Raw genomic sequence first — 17,365 nt, 5'->3', positions numbered from 1 at the left:
ATTTTATACATCAAAAAAAATTATGCCGTGTGCTTTCCCATATATGCCTCAGGATAACTCGCGCCCTGCCTTTACTGGCACTTTGTCTGAAATGTTTTTTGCCCTGATTGAAATAACCACATCACTCATGTGCCTTTTGACCTTGATATTCCTTCCTGTAACCAAAGCAGAACTTTCCGGGACAAGTAGGGCCCCAAGACCTGAAATACGCACATCGACCTTTCCCCCTGCGGGGCCAGTCCTGATCCTGCCGGTTGCCGTGGCATTTCATTTCGGCTTCCCGCCCGATCACGTGTGAAACCCGTCACGGCATTGCCATGCATGGCGGATCTTTAACATGCCATCTTCTTTCCTTACCTGCTGGCATCCTTTACATACCCCCATCCTGACCCGATTGACGGAGGCCGCCCGTGTCCATTTCCCACAATACCCGCCGATTGCGCCGCCTGTTGCCCGTCTCCATGGCCGCAGCCCTGCTGGCGGGCGGGCTTTACGCCCCGACCGGGGCCCTTGCCCAGAGCGCGAGCGACACCTTCACCCCCGCGCAGCGCAAGGCAATCGTGGAAATCGTGCGCGATGCGCTGAAGACCGATCCCTCCATCCTGACCGATGCGATCACCGCGCTGCGGCAGAATGCCGCCAACCAGGCGCAGGCCTCGGCACAGGGGGCGCTGGCCGCCCATCGGGCACAACTGCTCAACCCCGTGGCGTCGGACGCGATCCTTGGCAATGCGCAGGCCACGACCACCGTGGTCGAATTCTATGACCCGCGCTGCCCCTACTGCCGCAAGGTCCTGCCCGACCTTGACCGGATCGTGGCGGAGGACAAGAGCGTGCGCATCATCGAAAAGGTCGTCCCCGTACTGGGACAGGGCAGCCTGATTGCATCACAGGCGCTGGTCGCCGCGTTCCAGCAGGGCGGACAGGCGGCGTATTTCAAGATGCAGCACGCCATCATGACGGACTCGGAACATCCCACCGTCGATCGCATGCGTACGCTCGCCAAACAGTGCGGACTGGATGCGGACCAGATGGCCAAGGCGATGAACGGGGAGAAAGTTACCGCCGTGCTTCAGGCGAACATGGAACTTGCCCACGGCATCGGCCTTGACGGGACACCCACCTTTGTCTTCAACGCCCGCCAGATCATTCCCGGCGCGGTGGATTACGACGAACTCAAGAAGGCCATCGCCCATACCCGCTGATCCGGCGGCATCACGCAGCACCCCCGCCATACGGGCCGCCCGTCCGGGGGATGCCGCGTTCCTGCCGGCAATCGAACGCTCGGCCGCGCAACGCTTCGCCACCATTCCCGCACTGGCGGGACTGGCGACTGGTGATGTCATGACGGCACAGGCGCATCGGGCATGTATCGCGGAATGCACATGCTGGGTGGCGCAGGACGACACGGGCATGATTGTCGGCTTCCTCAGCGCCCGGACGCAGCATGACAGCCTGCATATCCTCGAACTTTCAGTCCGCCGGGAATCACAGGGGCAGGGCTTGGGACGCGCGCTTCTGCATGCGGCCATGCATCAGGTGCGGCAGTCGCGCAGGACGGGCGGCCTGACCCTGACCACATTTCGTGATGTCGCGTGGAATGCGCCGTTCTACCGCGCGATGGGGTTCGTGGACATGGATACCCCGCCCCCATGGCTGGGGGCACTGCTGGCGGAAGAAATCGCGGGGGGATTTCCGGCCGGCTCGCGCTGCGCAATGCGGTGGCGGCCGGGGGAAGAGATTATCCGGAAATAATCCGTTGATAAAAAGATAAGGTTTCTGGGTGTCGCCTTTTTCCAGAAAGGCGACGTTCCCTGAAGCTTTTTGAAAAAAGCTTTACCAAAAACTTCTTTGAATTTTCAGGGTTCTTCTGGATGCGTGCATCCATTGCAGGTGAAGGAAAAGGCACCATCGCGCCCTTTCCTTGCGTGGGGTCACTTCACCGCTTCGGCAACCTTCTGCCCGACATCCACCGGCGCATTGATGCGCATCAGCTTCGACAGCGCCGTGACCATCTGGTCCATCATCTCGTCCGTATGGAACGGCCCCGGCGTCAGGCGCAGACGCTCCGTCCCGCGCGGCACGGTGGGATAGTTGATCGGCGTGGCATACAGCCCGTATTCATTGAGCAGTCGGTCACTGAGGTCGCGGCAGCGCTGCGCATCGCCCACCGGGATGGGCACGATATGGCTGGGCGTCATGGTGAACGGGATCCCCGCCTTGCGCAGGCGCGCGCGGAAGGCATTGACGCGCTCGAACATCTTTTCACGACGCCACGCATCCTTGCGCACCTGCCGCACGCTCGTCAGGGCGGCGGCAACCACGGCAGGCGGCAGCGCGGTGGTGAAGATGAAGCCCGACGCGGCAAGGCGCAGATATTCCACGATCTCGCTCGACGCGGTGATGTATCCGCCATGGACGCCAAACCCCTTGGCCAGCGTGCCTTCGATGATGTCCACCTGGTCCGCCACGCCGTCGCGTTCGGAAATGCCACCGCCCTGCGCGCCGTACAGGCCCACCGCATGCACTTCGTCCAGATAGGTGATGGCGTTGTATTTCCGCGCCAGCGCGCATGTCCCGGCGATGTCGGAAATGTCGCCGTCCATGGAATACACGCTTTCGAACGCGATCAGCTTTGGCGCGTCAGGCGGGGCGGCCGCCAGCTTGGCTTCGAGGTCCTCGAGGTCGTTATGTTCGTAAATGACCGTGGTGGAACCACGCGCGCCCTTGATGCCCGCGATCATGGAGGCATGGTTCAGGCGGTCGGAAAAGCAGATCCAGCCCGGCATGCTGGTCAGGATGCTCTGCAGGCTCGCCTGGTTGGAGACATAGCCCGACACGAACAGAAGCCCCGCCTCCTTGCCATGCAGGTCCGCCAGTTCATGTTCGATCGCGGTGTGGTAGGGACTGGTGCCCGCGATGTTGCGCGTGCCGCCAGCACCCGCGCCATGTTCACGGATCGCGGTGATCGCCGCATCCATCACGACGGGTTCGACACCCATGCCCAGGTAATCGTTCGAGGACCATACCACGACCTCACGGTCATGGTCGCATGCGGGGGTCGCAGGCGTGGCGGGGGCCTTTTCCTGCTCGTATACGGGGTAACGGTCCGCCTCCCGCGCAAGGGGGGTGAACTGGCGGTACCGGCCCTGCGTACGGATATCCGCCAGCGCGGTGCGGCAGAACCGGTAAAACGGATGGCCGTCCGGATGATTACTGGACACTGATCTTCCTTTCCATGCGAACCTCGTTCCATACCCGCACCGAACCGTCATTCCAGCGCCGGACGCGGCCCCGTCGCGCCATGGGCGACGATGTGCGGGCCGGGCGTCCCATGGCGTGGAACGGCAATGTCACGCCCCACAGGCAGGATTATTTCCCTATCCGTCCAGTCTTATAAGCCTTCTGCCGTCAGGTCACCATGCCACGGCCGTCGTGAAATTTAAAAAATCTCCACTTTTCGGGGCGTCCTAGCGGACATAGATGCGGATCGTGGGGGCATCAACGCCCGGATCCGTCATGCCTGTCATCTCCATCTGTGCAGGGTCGGCACCGTCATGGACGATCTCCGTGGCGACCTCCTGCGCATCGGTCGCGACGATACGTGACAGCAATGTGGCCTGCGCATCCGGGGACAGGGCATCGGGAATGGCGGCGACAATGGTGAACAGCACGTTGGGCTTGCGCGCCAGCGCTTCCGCCACGGCCTTCTTCAGGTCGGGCTGCCATTGGGGCTGCGGCGTTCCGGCCCGGATTTCAAGCAGCGGCGTGACATGGCGGACCTCCACCGGCGGCGGGGGCGGGATGACCACCTGCGGCGGGTCGCCTGCATGGCGGTTGAACGTCTTTTGCCCGATCAGCGTACATCCCCCGAGCCAGAACATGCTGGAGGCAAGGACGACACAGACGGGCAGCGCAAGGCGGCATGATACGGGCATGACCGCCAAGCGATACAGCATCCACGTCGCGGGGCAAGGGCCAAAAACGTCAGCCACGGCATCAGCCCTCCCCCGCGCGCCCCGACAATCAAACGCCTGTGACCCTGCATCCCCTCAGGGGACTTGCGATCAGGAAGCATCATCCTGTAGTCGTGGGACATCACGTGATGCCCCGACACGGCAATATCCGGACATGGCAGACATGGCGCGATGCGGCATCCCGCCTGTGGCATATTCGCCCTGCCACCATGAACCAACAGGTGGATCAGGCCAGACGGCATGAAACAGCCCCCCATGACCGACGCTGGACACAGCGCCCCCCTGCCCCCGTCCCCGACGGCGGAGGATGGCGCGCCGCTGGACCAGACGGGACGGATCGCGGCCTCCATCCGGCAGATCATCCGCACCAAAGAACATGACAGCCATCATGTCATCCATGCCTGTGCGATGGCCGATGCCTGCGCGGTGCTGTGGAGCAGGTACCTGAGGTTCGACCCCGCCTGCCCCACATGGTTCGACCGTGACCGTTTCGTGGTGTCCTCCGTGCGGTACCGCACGCTGGTCGATGCGCTGGTCACGCTGTCGGGACAGGCGGCCATCCGCATGGACGACACCCCCCACCCCGCCACAACCATGGGCTTCGGACCCAGCGGGCAGGGGCTGGGGGCAGCCATCGGCATGGCCATGGCGGAACAGCACATGGCCGCGCGTTTTGGCCGCACGCTCGTCAACCACCGCATCTGGGCCGTCAGTTGCTGGTCCGAACTGTCCACCGGCGTCGCGCTGGAGGCCGCGGTGCTGGCGGGGCAGATGGGGCTGGACCGCATCACGGTGCTGGTGGGCCTGTCGGAACATGAACGCACGCAGGCCGAGGCCGCCCTCCCCCGCTATGCCGCGTCGGGCTGGTCCGTGCGCAAGGTCGCGGCCGATCAGCCCGAACAGATCGCCGCCGCCCTTGCATCGTCCATGCGCACGCACCGTCCCTGCCTGATTGCATGCCTGTCCCCCGCGCCCGACCCGGAAACGGCGGAACCCTTTGTCGATGATCCCGGCCTGTGGGCGTCGGCAGCACGGCGCGGGGCCACCGCGCGGCGGTCATGGCTGCGCAGGCTGGCCAAGGACCGGCAGCGCGTCGATTTCGAACGCCTCATCTCCGGCGAGCGCCCGGCCCTGTGGCGCACCGACTGGCGGCGGTCATGGCAGGGCGCGGGACGCCACCGCATGTCCCACCCCGCCCTGCCGACCACCAGCTATGCCCGGCGCGGGCTTGATATCCTGCGCGAACTCCTGCCCGAGGTGCTGTGCCTGCGCTCCCGCCTCGGGCTGGCGTCGGGGGCGACGACGGGACATGGCCCCGCCGCCCTGCCGACACGCTGCGACACGCAGGTGCACGGCATGGCGGCGCTGCTGAACGGGATCGCGCTGCATGGCGGGTTCCTGCCCTGCGGGGCCGCGACCTTCGTCGCCGTGGACCGCATGCGTCCCGCCCTGCGCTTTGCTGCCATGATGAAACGCCAGGTCATCTATTTCCTGACCGATGGCGGCCTGTCACCGGAGGAGGACGGCCCGGCATGGCTGCCGGTGGAACAGCTTGCCAGCCTGCGCGCCATGCCCAATGTCGCGGTCTTCCGCCCCGCCACCCGGCGCGAGACGATGGAGTGCATGGAACTGGCCCTTGAACGCACCGACGGGCCAAGCCTGCTGACGCTGTGCCCGTTCATCCCGGCGGCCGACGTGGCGGCGGACACCACTCTGCCCAACGTCAACCCGCTGACGAACCTGTGCGCGCGCGGTGGCTATGTCGTGGCCGAATCCCCCATCGCGCCCCGGCAGGTCACGCTGATCGCCACGGGGCAGGAGGTCGCGACCGCACGCATGGCGCAACTGCTGCTGTGTGAACAGGGGATCGGCGCGGCGCTGGTGTCGCTGCCATGCTGGGAACTGTTCGCGGCGCAAAAAATATCCTATCGTGAGCAGGTGCTGGGAACGGCACCCCGGATTGGCGTGGAGGCCGCATCCGGGTTCGGGTGGGAACGCTGGCTGGGACAGGAAGGGACATTCATCGGGATTGATGGTTTCGGCGAAAACGTCACCGCCGGCACGCGCCAGGGACGCAACGTGACCATACAGCCCGAACATATCGTCGCCCGCGCGCTGGAGGTGATCCGCGCCACGGGCAACGGCCCCGCCGGAAATACAGGCAACCGGCGGCATGATGACGGGGTTCTTCCTTTTTCGGACACGTCATCCCGAAGCGCTGCACTACAGAACTGACCTTGAACGGAGAATAAGAAATGGCTGTCAAAGTCGCGATCAACGGTTTCGGTCGCATAGGTCGCCTCGTCCTGCGCGGGATCATCGAAAGCGGACGCACCGACGTCGTCCCTGTCGCCATCAACGACCTCGGCAGTGTCGAGGCGAACGCCCACCTCCTGTCCTATGACAGCGTGCACGGCCGCTTCCCGGCCGAAGTCCGTGTCGAAGGCAACAGCATCATCATAAAGGCCAATGGCCGCACCTATGCCCCCATCCATGTCTCGGCCGAGGCGGACCCGACGAAGGTCCCGTTCGAAGGCGTGGACGTGGCCATGGAATGCACCGGCCGCTTCACCGACAAGGAAAGTGCGTCGCAGCTTATCAAGGCTGGCGCGCGCAAGGTCATCGTCTCCGCCCCGGCGTCGGGCGTCGATGCGACGATCGTCTATGGCGTGAACCAGGACGTGCTGACGTCAGACATGACGGTCATTTCCAATGCGTCATGCACGACCAACTGCCTCGCCCCGGTGGCGAAGGTGCTGGACGATGCGTTCGGCATCGAATGTGGCTACATGGTCACCATCCATTCCTATACCGGCGACCAGCGCACGGTGGATACGCTGCACAAGGATCCGCGCCGCGCGCGTGGCGCCGCCCTGAACATGATCCCGACCTCCACCGGGGCGGCGCGGGCCGTGGGCCTCGTCCTGCCGCACCTGAAGGGACGCCTTGACGGGACCGCCATCCGCGTGCCGACGCCCAACGTCTCGCTCGTCTCGCTCGACTTCGTGCCAAAGCGCGCGCCCTCGTCCGTCGAAGAAGTGAACGAGGCGATGCGCAAGGCCGCATCCGAAGGGCCGCTCAAGGGGATCCTCGACTACAACACCGCCCCGCTGGTGAGTTCGGATTTCAACCACTCGGTTGCCTCCTCCACCTTTGACGCGACGCAGACGGCGGTGATCGACGGCGGCAAGCTGGTGCGCATCTGTAGCTGGTACGACAACGAATGGGGCTTCTCCAACCGTATGTCCGATACCGCCGCCCTGTTTGGCAGCCTGTGATGACGACCGTCGCATTCAAGACGCTGGATCAGCTTCAGCCCGCGGGCAAGAAGGTTCTTCTGCGCGCGGACCTGAACGTTCCGGTCAAGGGGGGGCAGATTACCGACGCCACCCGCCTGCTGCGCCTGCTGCCGACGATCCAGGAACTGGCGCAGAAGGGTGCGCGCGTCATCGTGGTCAGCCATTTCGACCGCCCCAAGGGGCAGCGCGTGCCTGAAATGTCGCTGGCCCCGATTGCCGATGCGCTGGGCGATGCGCTGGGCCGTCCCGTGACCTTTGCCGATGACTGCATTGGCCCCGTGGCGCAGAAGGCCGTCGATGCGATGCAGGACGGCGATGTGGTGGTGCTGGAAAACACCCGTTTCCACCCCGGCGAGGAAGCGAACGACCCCGACCTTGCCAAATCGCTGGCGTCGCTGGCGGATTTCTACGTCAATGACGCGTTTTCCGCGGCCCACCGCGCCCATGCCTCCACCGAGGGCGTGGCCCGCCACCTGCCGTCCTTTGCCGGGCGCCTGATGGAGACGGAACTGAACGCGCTGAACATCGCGCTGGAAAACCCCGAACGTCCGGTCGGCGCAATCATTGGCGGGGCCAAGATCTCCACCAAGCTGGACCTGATCGGCAACCTGCTGGAGAAGGTACAGGTGCTGATCATCGGTGGTGCGATGGCCAACACGTTCCTTGCCGCGCAGGGCGTGAAGGTCGGCCGTTCCCTGCAGGAAGGCGAGATGCACGACACCGCGCGCGCCATCCTTGCAAAGGCCAGGGAAAAAGGGTGCGAGGTGGTGCTGCCGGTCGATGCGGTGACGGCGACCGAGTTCAAGGCCAACGTGCCCACGCAGGTTGTCGCCATCGACGCCATCCCCGATGACGCGATGATCCTTGATGTCGGCCCGCAGACCGTGCGCAACCTGTGCGCAAAGATCGCCACGTTCAAGACGCTGGTCTGGAACGGGCCGCTTGGCGCGTTCGAGATCCCGCCCTTTGACGCGGGCACGAACGCGGTGGCGCAGGAGGTCGGTCGCCTGACGCAGGAAGGCAGGCTGAAAAGCATTGCCGGCGGGGGGGACACCGTCTCCGCCCTGCGTCATGCCGGTGTGACGAAGGAGATTTCCTACATTTCCACCGCGGGCGGTGCGTTCCTTGAATGGCTGGAGGGCAAGACCCTGCCGGGCATCATGGCGCTGGAATCCGTGTTCGAGCGCGCATTGCCGATCTGAGCGGCCGTTTCGTAACCGCCCGGATGGGTCTGGGGGATCATCCTTTGTGGGATGGTCCCCTTTTTTGTAGACGGAAAAGACTTCAAAAAATAAAAGTTTTTGGGTGCCGCCTTTTTCCAAAAAGGCGGCGTCTTTCGAAGCTTTTTGAAAAAAGCTTCACCAAAAACTTCTTTTACTTTTCTTCTGGTGGTGGCGCTTCTTCCTTCTTTTCCCCGCCTTCGGCCGGGGTGTCGCGGTCGATCACCTTGATGTCGTCACCCACCAGTCCCTGCGCAAACGCCTGTGCGGAGAACGGACGCAGGTCCTCCGCCTGTTCGCCCACGCCGACCATATGGACCGGCAGGCCGAATGCATCCGCCAGCGCCACGACAATGCCGCCACGCGCCGAACCATCCAGCTTTGTCACCACCAGTCCCGTGACATTCACCAGTTCCTTGAACACGCGCACCTGCTCCATCGCGTTCTGGCCCGTGGTGGCGTCCAGCACGAGGAAGACGGAATGGGGGGCGGTTTCATCGAACTTGCGCATCACGCGGATGATCTTCGCCAGTTCCTCCATCAGCGCGCCCTTGTTATGCAGGCGCCCGGCGGTATCGACCAGCAGCAGGTCCGCACCCTCCGCCTTGCCCTTCTTCAGCGCTTCGAACGCAAGGCCTGCGGCATCGGCATTGGGGGGACCGGCAATGACCGGCGCGCCCACGCGTTCGCCCCAGACCTGCAACTGCTCCACCGCGGCGGCGCGGAACGTGTCGCCCGCGACCATCATCACTTTCTTGCCCTGCTCGCCATAATAGCGGGCCATCTTGCCGATCGTCGTGGTCTTGCCGGTGCCGTTGACGCCCACCACCAGCACGACATGCGGCTTGTGCGCGTGATCGGGTTCGAACGGGATGGCGACGGGTTCAAGGATCTTTGCGATTTCTTCCGCCAGCGCGCTGCGGACTTCCTCGTCCGTGACTTCCTTGCCGAATTTCGACGTGCGGAAGGAATCAATCACCTTCGCCGCCACATTCGGCCCGAGGTCAGCGGAAATCAGCAGGTCCTCCAGATCCTCCAGCGCCTGGTCATCAAGCTTGCGCCGGGTGAAGACCGCGCTCAACCCACCGCTGAGTTTCTGTGTGGAGCGCGACAGCCCCGCCTTGAGTCGTGAAAAGAAACCAAGAGCCATGTCAGGAAATTTCCGCCACCAGTCCGTTATCGTCAAAAGCCACGGGCCGCACCGTCTCGATCCGTCCCGCCTGCGACGGCGCAACACCATCCGCCAGCCGCACCGGGGCGAATTCCTCGGAATGCCCGGATGTCTGCGTCTCCATCAGCACCCGCAGCGGCCGCCCGAGCAGCCCCGCGTGATAGGTGCGCGCCGCCTGCGCCCCGGCCGCGCGCAGGCGTGCGGCACGTTCGCGTCGCTGCGCCATGGGGATGGCGGGCATCCTTGCTGCGGGCGTGCCGGGCCGTTCGCTGTAGGGGAAGACATGCAGGTAAGGCAGCGCCTGCCCCGCGATGAAGTCCAGCGTCTCGTTGAACAGCGCCTCGTCCTCGGTCGGGAAACCGGCGATCACGTCCGCGCCGATCCCGATATCGGGCCGCAATCCGCGCGCCCGCGCAATGACGGCGGCGACATCCGCCGTCAGGTGGCGACGCTTCATGCGCTTGAGGATCATGTCAGACCCCGCCTGCAGCGACAGGTGCAGATACGGCATGAAACGCGGTTCCTGCGCCAGCAGTTGCCACAGATCGTCATCAATCTCCACCGGATCGACCGACGACAGGCGCAGCCGTTCGAGTTCGGGCACCAGAGCCAGCAGCCTGCGGCACAACTGCCCCAGCGAGGGCTGCCCCGGCAGGTCACCCCCCCATGAGGTGATGTCCACGCCGGTCATCACCACCTCCCGGTAGCCTGAGGCGACGAGCGCACGCACCTGCTCCACCACCGCGCCGACGGGGACGGAGCGCGACGGCCCGCGCCCGAAGGGAATGATGCAGAAGGTGCAGCGATGGTCGCACCCCTGCTGCACCTCCACAAAGGCGCGGGTGCGGCCCGCGAATTCCGTCACCAGATGCGGCGCGCTTTCACGCGCGGCCATGATGTCGGACACGGCATTGCCCTGCGACAGCGCGGCCTCGCTCCAGCTTTCGGCGGACAGTTTTTCCCGGTTGCCCAGCACCCGCGTCACACCGGGCAGCGCGGCCCAGCGTTCGGGGTCGATCTGGGCCGCGCATCCCGTCACGACGATGCGCGCGTCGGGACGGTCGCGATGGGCGCGGCGCACCGCCTGACGCGCCTGGCGCTCGGCCTCCGCCGTCACCGCGCAGGTATTGACGATCACGACATTGTCCAGACCGGCCGCATGGGTGCGCATCACCTCGCTTTCATAGGTGTTGAGCCGGCAGCCGAATGTCAGGATTTCAGGCTTTTTCATCGGGGATAGGTATCCAGCACAACAGAGCCTTCGAAACTCAGCGTGGCGGGGCCACGCATCAGGACATGGCCGTCGGACTCGCGCCATGTCACCGACAGCACGCCGCCATCCATTTCCACGGCACAGGTGCGATCGACCAGTCCGCGCCGCACGCCATTGACCACGGCGGCACACGCCCCGGACCCGCATGCCAGCGTCAGGCCCGCACCACGTTCCCACACCCGCAGGCGCATGTCGTCGCGCGCGCGTACCTGCGCAAAGCCAATATTGGCGCGTTCGGGGAACAGCGGGTCATGTTCCATCACCGGCCCCTGCTGGCGCGGGTCGGTCGCATCATCGGCCTCAAGGAAGACGGTGGCATGCGGGTTGCCCATCGACGCCGCCGCCGGGTCCCCCCACAGCGGCAGGTGCAGGGTATCGACCTCCCGCGCCAGTGGAATGTCACGCCAGCCCAGTGCGGGCGGTCCCATATCGACCCTGACCGTACCATCCGGGGCGATTTCACTTTCCAGCAGTCCGGCGCGGGTCTGCAGCACGGGGGACGTGATGCCCCGTTCGCCCCCGACCAGCGACGCAACACAGCGCGAGGCATTGCCGCATGCCCCGGATTCGCTGCCATCGGCGTTGAAGAAGCGTACGAACACGTCCGCGCCCTCGCGGCAGGCGGGGCGCAGCACCACGAACTGGTCACAGCCGATCCCGCGCTGACGGTCCGACAGGGCGGCGATGCGCGCGGGCGTCAGGTCAAGGCGGGCGGCGCGTTCGTCCATGACGACGAAATCGTTCCCCAGGCCATGCATCTTGTAAAAGCTGGTCTTCATCCGAACCCTATATACGCCAACATCATCCCCGTCGCGACCATGCCCGCCACCTGCGGCGAGTCGCCCGCCGACGCGTTTTTACAGGAAACGCCCCGGCGCGCCACGCTGCAGCACCTCGATCCGGTAACCATCGGGGTCGGTGATGAAGAAAAACCGCCCCACGAACCGCTCCCCGCACGACATGTCCTTGACCGGCAGCGGCGACAGGCCGGCGGCGGACAGGCGCGCATGTTCGGCGTCCACATCCGCGACCGAGACGGCAAGGTGGCCATACCCGTCGCCAAGGTCATACGGGCGGTCGCGGTCGTGGTTGACCGTCAGTTCGAGTTCGAACGTCTGCTCCGCATTCGCAAGGTAGATCAGCGTGAACGTCTCGAACACAAGCCGGTCCACCGGCCTGAGGCCGAATGCGAGGTCATAGAACGCCATGGAGGCATCCGCGTCACGCACACGGATCATGGAATGGATCATTCTGGCCATGTCTGCGCTTTCTCCCTTGATGCAATCTGTCGTAAATGGCGGCAACCGGCGGCATTCTCAACATGCCGTGGCGTCTTTTCGCGCACGGCGAAACGTGCAGGCGACCGGCCGTTTCGTCCAACCCCGTCGCATCTGGCATATTCATGAACGATCTGCACGGCTTTCATCCCGGCGCCTTCCTCAGCGCATCGCACGACTCCGACACCGCCTTCTGGTCCACCCGTCCCTCCGGCCCGATGCTGGATGCCGGGGCCTGCACGGCGGTCACGGCGCTGTACCGCACCATGCTGCCCGAAGGCGGGCGTATCCTTGACCTGATGGCCGGAAGCGACAGCCACCTGCCTGACAACGTCGCATTTGACGCCGTGATCGGCATCGGGGTGGACGCCCCGGCGCTTGAATCCAACGACCGCCTGACGCAGCGCATCGTCCAGGACCTCAATGACACGCCCGAACTGCCGCTGGCCGATGAATCGCTTGACGCCGTATGCCTGTGCGATGTCGTGCCCTACCTGCGGCACCCTGTCGCGCTGTTTCGCGAAATCGCGCGCGTCCTGCAACCCGGCGGACTGGTCCTTGTTACATATGGAAACAGTTTTGTTCCACAAAAAGCCGTCGCATTATGGCAGGCACTCGAAAGCGATGAACGCCAGCGCCTTGTGCGTATCCTCATGCAGCGCGCGGGCTTCGCCCATACCGATACCGGCAGCGTGACGCCGCCCCCCAACGATGCCGTCTGGCATGACACGGTTTATGGCGTCACCGCGCGGCGTGATGGCAGCGTGACATGAAAAAAGCGCCCCGAACCGCGTATCCGATATTACAGAAGGTAAAAATATCCTTCTTAAAAGAAATTATCATTTACGCCGAAGCCGGGAAATGTTTTGACACACAGTAGTCTTGACCCGTAGTCCGAGGCCCACTGGTAATATATGCCGAATCTTTTCCCCCGCCGTGCCGTCTGGCTCAGCCTGTCGGCCGCCCTGCTGCTGTGTTCCTTCATGGTGCCTGCCTCGGCCGGCTTGGCCGATGATGATCCGGAATCGCTCGATATCATGGAGCGGCAGATGGAACATCTCCAGCAACAGCAGATGGAACTGCAGCGCAGCCTGCAGGCCATGCGCCAGCAGATCGCGCAGCACCGCGCCCACGCCGGAACCGGCACGGGTTCGGGCACGGGGGGACATTCCCTGCAGGTTTCAGGCAGCGCAGGCCATGTGCGTGGTGGCTGGACCCCGCAGGAAGGGCGCCTTACGGCCACGGGCGAACGCACGCCACCAGGCATGGGGAGCCCGCATATCGGGGGACATTCGGACAATCCGAACGGGTCGTTCATCGACACGCCGACATTCGAATCCGTCGTCGCCCATCGTGACGAGGACCTGATTTCGCACATGGCGAACAACAATGTCGGCCCGCACACGCGTGAAACCGTGGGCGCGCAGTCCGCCGGCGCACTGGGCAGCAAGGTGTTCCATGCCGGGTCCGTGTCGATCATCCTTGGTGGATTCTTCGACGCCGCCGCGGTGGAGGAAAACCGCCATGTCGCCTCGGGCATCTTCAATTCGTGGGCGAACATCCCCTTCCGCAACAGTTCGAACTTCCACACCGACAACTTTACCGGGGACGCGCGCTATACCCGCTTCTCCCTGATGGCGCGCGCGCCGCTGGGCACGCACATGACGGTGGCGGGATTTGTCGAAAGCGATTTCGGCGCAAGTGCGGAGACGACCAACCCGTATGAAAGCAATTCCTATGTCCCGCGCCTGCGCCAGGCGTACCTGACGCTCGATGATTCCAAGACCAACTGGCACTTCCTGATCGGGCAGGCCTGGACGATGCTGACCCCGGATCGCGTCGGCATCATCCCGCGCCAGGAAAGCTTGCCGGAAACCATCGAATCCTCCATCCTTGCCGGGCAGACATGGGCGCGGCAGTGGCAGGTGCGCCTCGTCAAGGACTTCCTGGAGCATCGCCTGTGGGCGGGCCTGTCGATCGAAAACCCGGCCACGATCTATGACACCACCGGCTTTTCCGCCTATAGCGACAATGGCGAATATGCCCTGCCCGGCAGCGGCAACTATGCCAAGGTGGGATCGAACGGCGTGGGCCTGACGGGATCGAGCACGAACTACTCCAACGAAATCGCGCCCGACATCATCGCAAAGGTCGCAGGCGACCCGTCATGGGGCCATTATGAAATGGAAGGCATCCTGCATTTCCCGCATGACCGTTCGGTCATCGGGGGTGAGGGCGTGAACCACACCGCCATCGCATGGGGCGGTGGCGGATCCATGATCGTGCCGATCCTCCAGCATCACCTCGAAGTGCGCCTTGCCGGACTGGCGGGCAAGGGGATCGGGCGCTATGGCTCGGTCCTGCTGCCTGACGCCACGCTGAAGGAGAATGGCGCGCCCGACCTGCTTAGCAGCGCGCAGGCCACGGCGGGCATCATCGCCCATCCCAACCGCCTGTTCGATGTCTATGGCTATTTCGGGATGCAGCGTTCGGGACGTGGATATTTCGATTCCGATGGCACTGCCTATGGCTATGGCAACCCGATGTCCGACAACAGCGGATGCTGGACCGAAGGGTCGTCGGCCTGCACCGCAAGCATCAAGTCGGTGGAGGAATTCACGATCGGCGCATGGTACCGCTTCATCAAGGGCAAGTACGGCACGGTGCAGGCCGGAACGCAGCTTGCCTACTCGCGCGTGCATGCGTGGGGGGGCACCGGTGGCGCGCCAAGCACGAGCATGAGCGAGATCTTCTTCGACTTCCGCTACCTGCCGTTCCAGTAATCCCCCATCCACGCCACAACAGCCATGACGCCAACGCCTTGCGCCCGCCGGAAAAAAGGGGGATGTTGCCCCAACCTGTCGGGACAAGGCGAAAGGGTGCCACGCAGATGCCGGTAAAGCAGCGATACTGGAAGATTGCCGGATGCGTGGCCGTGGGGCTTCTGCCGGTCCTCCTGTCCTCCATTCCCGCCATGGCGCAGGAGGACGAGGATGACGCGGAATTCAAGCGCCACCAGTCCATGCACCAGCTTTCGCGCCATCCGCCGCTGCCGCGCCTGCACATGGATTACAGCCAGTACCGCTTCATTCCCCCCGGCGACAAGGTGAAGGAACAGCCCGACGTCAACCGGCTGCTGTTCTGGACCCAGCACGGCACGCCCGATGGCTATGCCGAACGTCATGGTGTGGCCATCGTCTATTACGACAGCACGGGCAAGGCGATCCGCGTCGATAATGTCCCGGCCACGCCCAATCGCTGAGGGGCGATCTGAAATACCCCATTGATAAGTAATGAAAGTTTTTGGGTGTCGTCTTTCATCAAAAAGGCGGCGTCTTTCGGAGCCTTTTCGTAAAAAAGCTTCACCAGAAACTTTCACCAGTGCGTTTTTAAATACGCTCACCGGTCCCGCGCGCATACAGACGCGCAATCCCTTCGGCATCCAGCACCTGTACCGCAGGGCCGTCGCGCATCACCCGTCCATGGCGCAGCAGCACGGCATGGTCGTACGCCACCGCAGCACGCAGCGGATCGTGCGTTGTTGCAACAATGGCATACCCATCTTCGGCAAGTTCACGCAGCAACGCATACAGCCGCTTCTGCTGCCCGTAATCAAGGCCGGTTTCAGGCTCGTCCAGCACCAGGATCCGCCCCCCATGCGCCAGCGCGCGCGCAATCAGCACGGCCTGACGCTCCCCGCCCGACAGGTCGGTATAGGGACGCGCGGCAAGGTGGGAGATCGACAGCCGCGCCAGCGCATCATCCACGATGGCCGCCTCCGCCTCGTCGATCCCGCGGGCAAACGGCGTATAGGACACCAGCCCCAGCGCCACCACATCACGCACGGCATAGGGGAACAGCGACATGTGCCCCTGCGGGACATAGGCGATGCGGTGCGCGATCTCCCGCCGCCGCCAGTGCGACAGGTCCCGCCCGTCCAGCAGTACCTGCCCCGCCTCTGGCCGCAGCAGGCCCAGCAGCACGCGCAGGAGCGTGCTTTTCCCCGCCCCGTTCGGTCCCAGCAATCCGGTCATCCGCCCCGCCACCACCGACAGCGACACGTCATCAAGCACGCACCGCCCGTTGCGGCGCAGCCCGACCTGACGCACCTCCAGCACCGGATCGCTCACAACCGCCATCCCCGTTTCAGCAGACGCAGGACCGAGAGGAAGACCACAACGCCAAGCAGGTCCGTCAGCAGCCCGACTGGGATTTCCTCCACCGACAGGCAGCGCGCAAGGTCGTCACATACCAGCAGGAAGATCGCGCCCAGACCCGCGCTCAGCGGCACGACACGCGCATTGCATGGCCCCGCCAGCAGGCGCGCCACATGCGGGATGATCAGCCCGACCCAGCCGATCATCCCCACGGCGGAAACCGTCAGCGCCGAAAGCGCGGTGGCGATGCCGATCGTGCCGTAACGCAGCGCCGTGACCGGCACGCCAAGGGTCCGGGCCTCGTCATCGCCCATCGCCAGCGCATCGAGCATCCGCCCGCAGGCCGACAGCACCACGATGCCCAGCAGAACCGGGACTGCCATGATTTCCAGCCGCAGCACATCAACCTGCGTCAGGCTGCCCAGCAGCCAGAACACGATGTCGGGCAACTGCTGCTGCGGGTCGGCGACATATTTCAGCATGGACATCAGCGCGGTGAACAGCGCCGAACTGATCAGTCCACCGAACACCAGCATCAGGACGGAGGCCGCATCGAACATGCGCGCCACCCCCACCCCGAACGAGACGGCCAGTATCCCGCCCGCGAATGACAGCGCCTGCACCACCGTCGTCCCCATGCCGCCGACAATGCCCAGCGCCGCGCCAAACCCCGCCCCCGCCAGCACGCCCAGCAGGCCGGGGGACACGAGCGGATTGCGAAAGACCGCCTGATAGGTCGCGCCCGATACCGACAGTGCGGCGCCGACGCACACCGCCGCCCCGATCCGCGGCAGGCGTGCACCCGTCAGGATCGCGTGCACCATGTCATATTGCGCCGACGGCAGCGCATGTCCCCCCATGGCGGTCACGATGAAGCGTGCGATCACGCCCGGCGCAATGGCATACCGCCCGAGGCAGGCGGACATCAGGACACACAGCACCAACCCGCCGGAGACCACCCACCCGGCATGCCGCCCCATCGCACGCAGGA

The 17,365-nt window shown here is 64.4% G+C and carries 16 protein-coding genes; 8 read left to right on the top strand and 8 right to left on the bottom strand.

Features of this window, described 5'->3' with window-relative positions:
• Positions 1–461 precede the first annotated feature (461 nt).
• Entirely contained in the window at positions 462–1,205 is a 744-nt protein-coding gene (locus CFR72_RS01635) for a DsbA family protein (protein ID WP_110912320.1), read from the top strand.
• A complete protein-coding gene (locus tag CFR72_RS01630) occupies positions 1,126–1,755 on the top strand; it encodes a GNAT family N-acetyltransferase (protein WP_244182108.1) in 630 nt (209 codons plus the stop codon). The genes CFR72_RS01635 and CFR72_RS01630 overlap by 80 nt, the downstream gene beginning before the upstream one ends.
• Before the next feature lie 179 nt (positions 1,756–1,934).
• On the opposite strand, the gene hemA is transcribed toward CFR72_RS01630, so the two are convergent.
• Together hemA and CFR72_RS01620 are read right to left on the bottom strand one after the other, a co-directional pair.
• Positions 1,935–3,224, bottom strand: coding sequence for a 5-aminolevulinate synthase (gene hemA, locus CFR72_RS01625; protein ID WP_110912319.1), 1,290 nt, complete (start codon positions 3,222–3,224; stop codon positions 1,935–1,937).
• A 246-nt stretch (positions 3,225–3,470) separates the two neighbouring features.
• On the bottom strand, positions 3,471–3,947 hold the full coding sequence (locus CFR72_RS01620; protein WP_146220634.1) for a hypothetical protein: 477 nt from the start codon (positions 3,945–3,947) through the stop codon (positions 3,471–3,473).
• A gap of 285 nt (positions 3,948–4,232) precedes the next feature.
• On the opposite strand from CFR72_RS01620, the gene CFR72_RS01615 reads away from it, so the two are divergent.
• From CFR72_RS01615 to CFR72_RS01605, 3 genes are read left to right on the top strand one after another with little or no spacing between them, the layout of a single operon-like run.
• Positions 4,233–6,212 (top strand): transketolase-like TK C-terminal-containing protein, encoded by a 1,980-nt coding sequence (locus CFR72_RS01615; RefSeq protein ID WP_244182107.1) that lies wholly within the window; start codon positions 4,233–4,235, stop codon positions 6,210–6,212.
• A 20-nt stretch (positions 6,213–6,232) separates the two neighbouring features.
• Positions 6,233–7,255, top strand: coding sequence for a type I glyceraldehyde-3-phosphate dehydrogenase (gap, locus tag CFR72_RS01610; protein ID WP_110912316.1), 1,023 nt, complete (start codon positions 6,233–6,235; stop codon positions 7,253–7,255).
• Complete coding sequence (locus tag CFR72_RS01605) at positions 7,255–8,478, top strand: phosphoglycerate kinase (protein ID WP_110912315.1); 1,224 nt, start codon at positions 7,255–7,257, stop codon at positions 8,476–8,478. Before gap ends, CFR72_RS01605 begins: the two co-directional genes overlap by 1 nt.
• Before the next feature lie 172 nt (positions 8,479–8,650).
• Here the strand turns inward: CFR72_RS01605 and ftsY are convergent, their stop codons facing one another.
• From ftsY to CFR72_RS01585, 4 genes are all read right to left on the bottom strand, one after another.
• Positions 8,651–9,646: a signal recognition particle-docking protein FtsY gene (gene ftsY, locus CFR72_RS01600; protein ID WP_110912314.1), complete on the bottom strand. Its 996-nt coding sequence runs from the start codon at positions 9,644–9,646 to the stop codon at positions 8,651–8,653.
• Position 9,647: 1 nt separating this feature from the next.
• Complete coding sequence (gene mtaB / locus CFR72_RS01595; RefSeq protein ID WP_110912313.1) at positions 9,648–10,898, bottom strand: tRNA (N(6)-L-threonylcarbamoyladenosine(37)-C(2))-methylthiotransferase MtaB; 1,251 nt, start codon at positions 10,896–10,898, stop codon at positions 9,648–9,650.
• Complete coding sequence (dapF, locus tag CFR72_RS01590; protein WP_110912312.1) at positions 10,895–11,719, bottom strand: diaminopimelate epimerase; 825 nt, start codon at positions 11,717–11,719, stop codon at positions 10,895–10,897. The genes mtaB and dapF overlap by 4 nt, the downstream gene beginning before the upstream one ends.
• A 78-nt stretch (positions 11,720–11,797) precedes the next feature.
• Complete coding sequence (locus CFR72_RS01585; RefSeq protein ID WP_110912311.1) at positions 11,798–12,199, bottom strand: VOC family protein; 402 nt, start codon at positions 12,197–12,199, stop codon at positions 11,798–11,800.
• 143 nt (positions 12,200–12,342) lie between these two features.
• On the opposite strand from CFR72_RS01585, the gene CFR72_RS01580 reads away from it, so the two are divergent.
• The 3 genes from CFR72_RS01580 (at position 12,343) to CFR72_RS01570 (ending at position 15,479) form a co-directional block, all read left to right on the top strand.
• Positions 12,343–12,990 (top strand): class I SAM-dependent methyltransferase, encoded by a 648-nt coding sequence (locus CFR72_RS01580; protein WP_110912393.1) that lies wholly within the window; start codon positions 12,343–12,345, stop codon positions 12,988–12,990.
• A gap of 141 nt (positions 12,991–13,131) precedes the next feature.
• Positions 13,132–15,000: a hypothetical protein gene (locus CFR72_RS01575; RefSeq protein WP_110912310.1), complete on the top strand. Its 1,869-nt coding sequence runs from the start codon at positions 13,132–13,134 to the stop codon at positions 14,998–15,000.
• Between the two features lie 107 nt (positions 15,001–15,107).
• Positions 15,108–15,479 (top strand): hypothetical protein, encoded by a 372-nt coding sequence (locus CFR72_RS01570; RefSeq protein ID WP_244182106.1) that lies wholly within the window; start codon positions 15,108–15,110, stop codon positions 15,477–15,479.
• Between the two features lie 127 nt (positions 15,480–15,606).
• Here the strand turns inward: CFR72_RS01570 and CFR72_RS01565 are convergent, their stop codons facing one another.
• Together CFR72_RS01565 and CFR72_RS01560 are read right to left on the bottom strand one after the other, a co-directional pair.
• Entirely contained in the window at positions 15,607–16,356 is a 750-nt protein-coding gene (locus CFR72_RS01565; protein ID WP_110912309.1) for an ABC transporter ATP-binding protein, read from the bottom strand.
• Complete coding sequence (locus CFR72_RS01560; protein ID WP_110912391.1) at positions 16,344–17,354, bottom strand: FecCD family ABC transporter permease; 1,011 nt, start codon at positions 17,352–17,354, stop codon at positions 16,344–16,346. The genes CFR72_RS01565 and CFR72_RS01560 overlap by 13 nt, the downstream gene beginning before the upstream one ends.
• Positions 17,355–17,365 lie beyond the last annotated feature (11 nt).

It is taken from the genome of Gluconacetobacter entanii, from assembly GCF_003206495.1.
GTDB classification, from domain to species: Bacteria; Pseudomonadota; Alphaproteobacteria; order Acetobacterales; family Acetobacteraceae; genus Novacetimonas; species Novacetimonas entanii.
The sequence above is the reverse complement of the archived record's forward strand: the minus strand, read 5'-3'. Positions and strand labels throughout refer to the sequence as shown.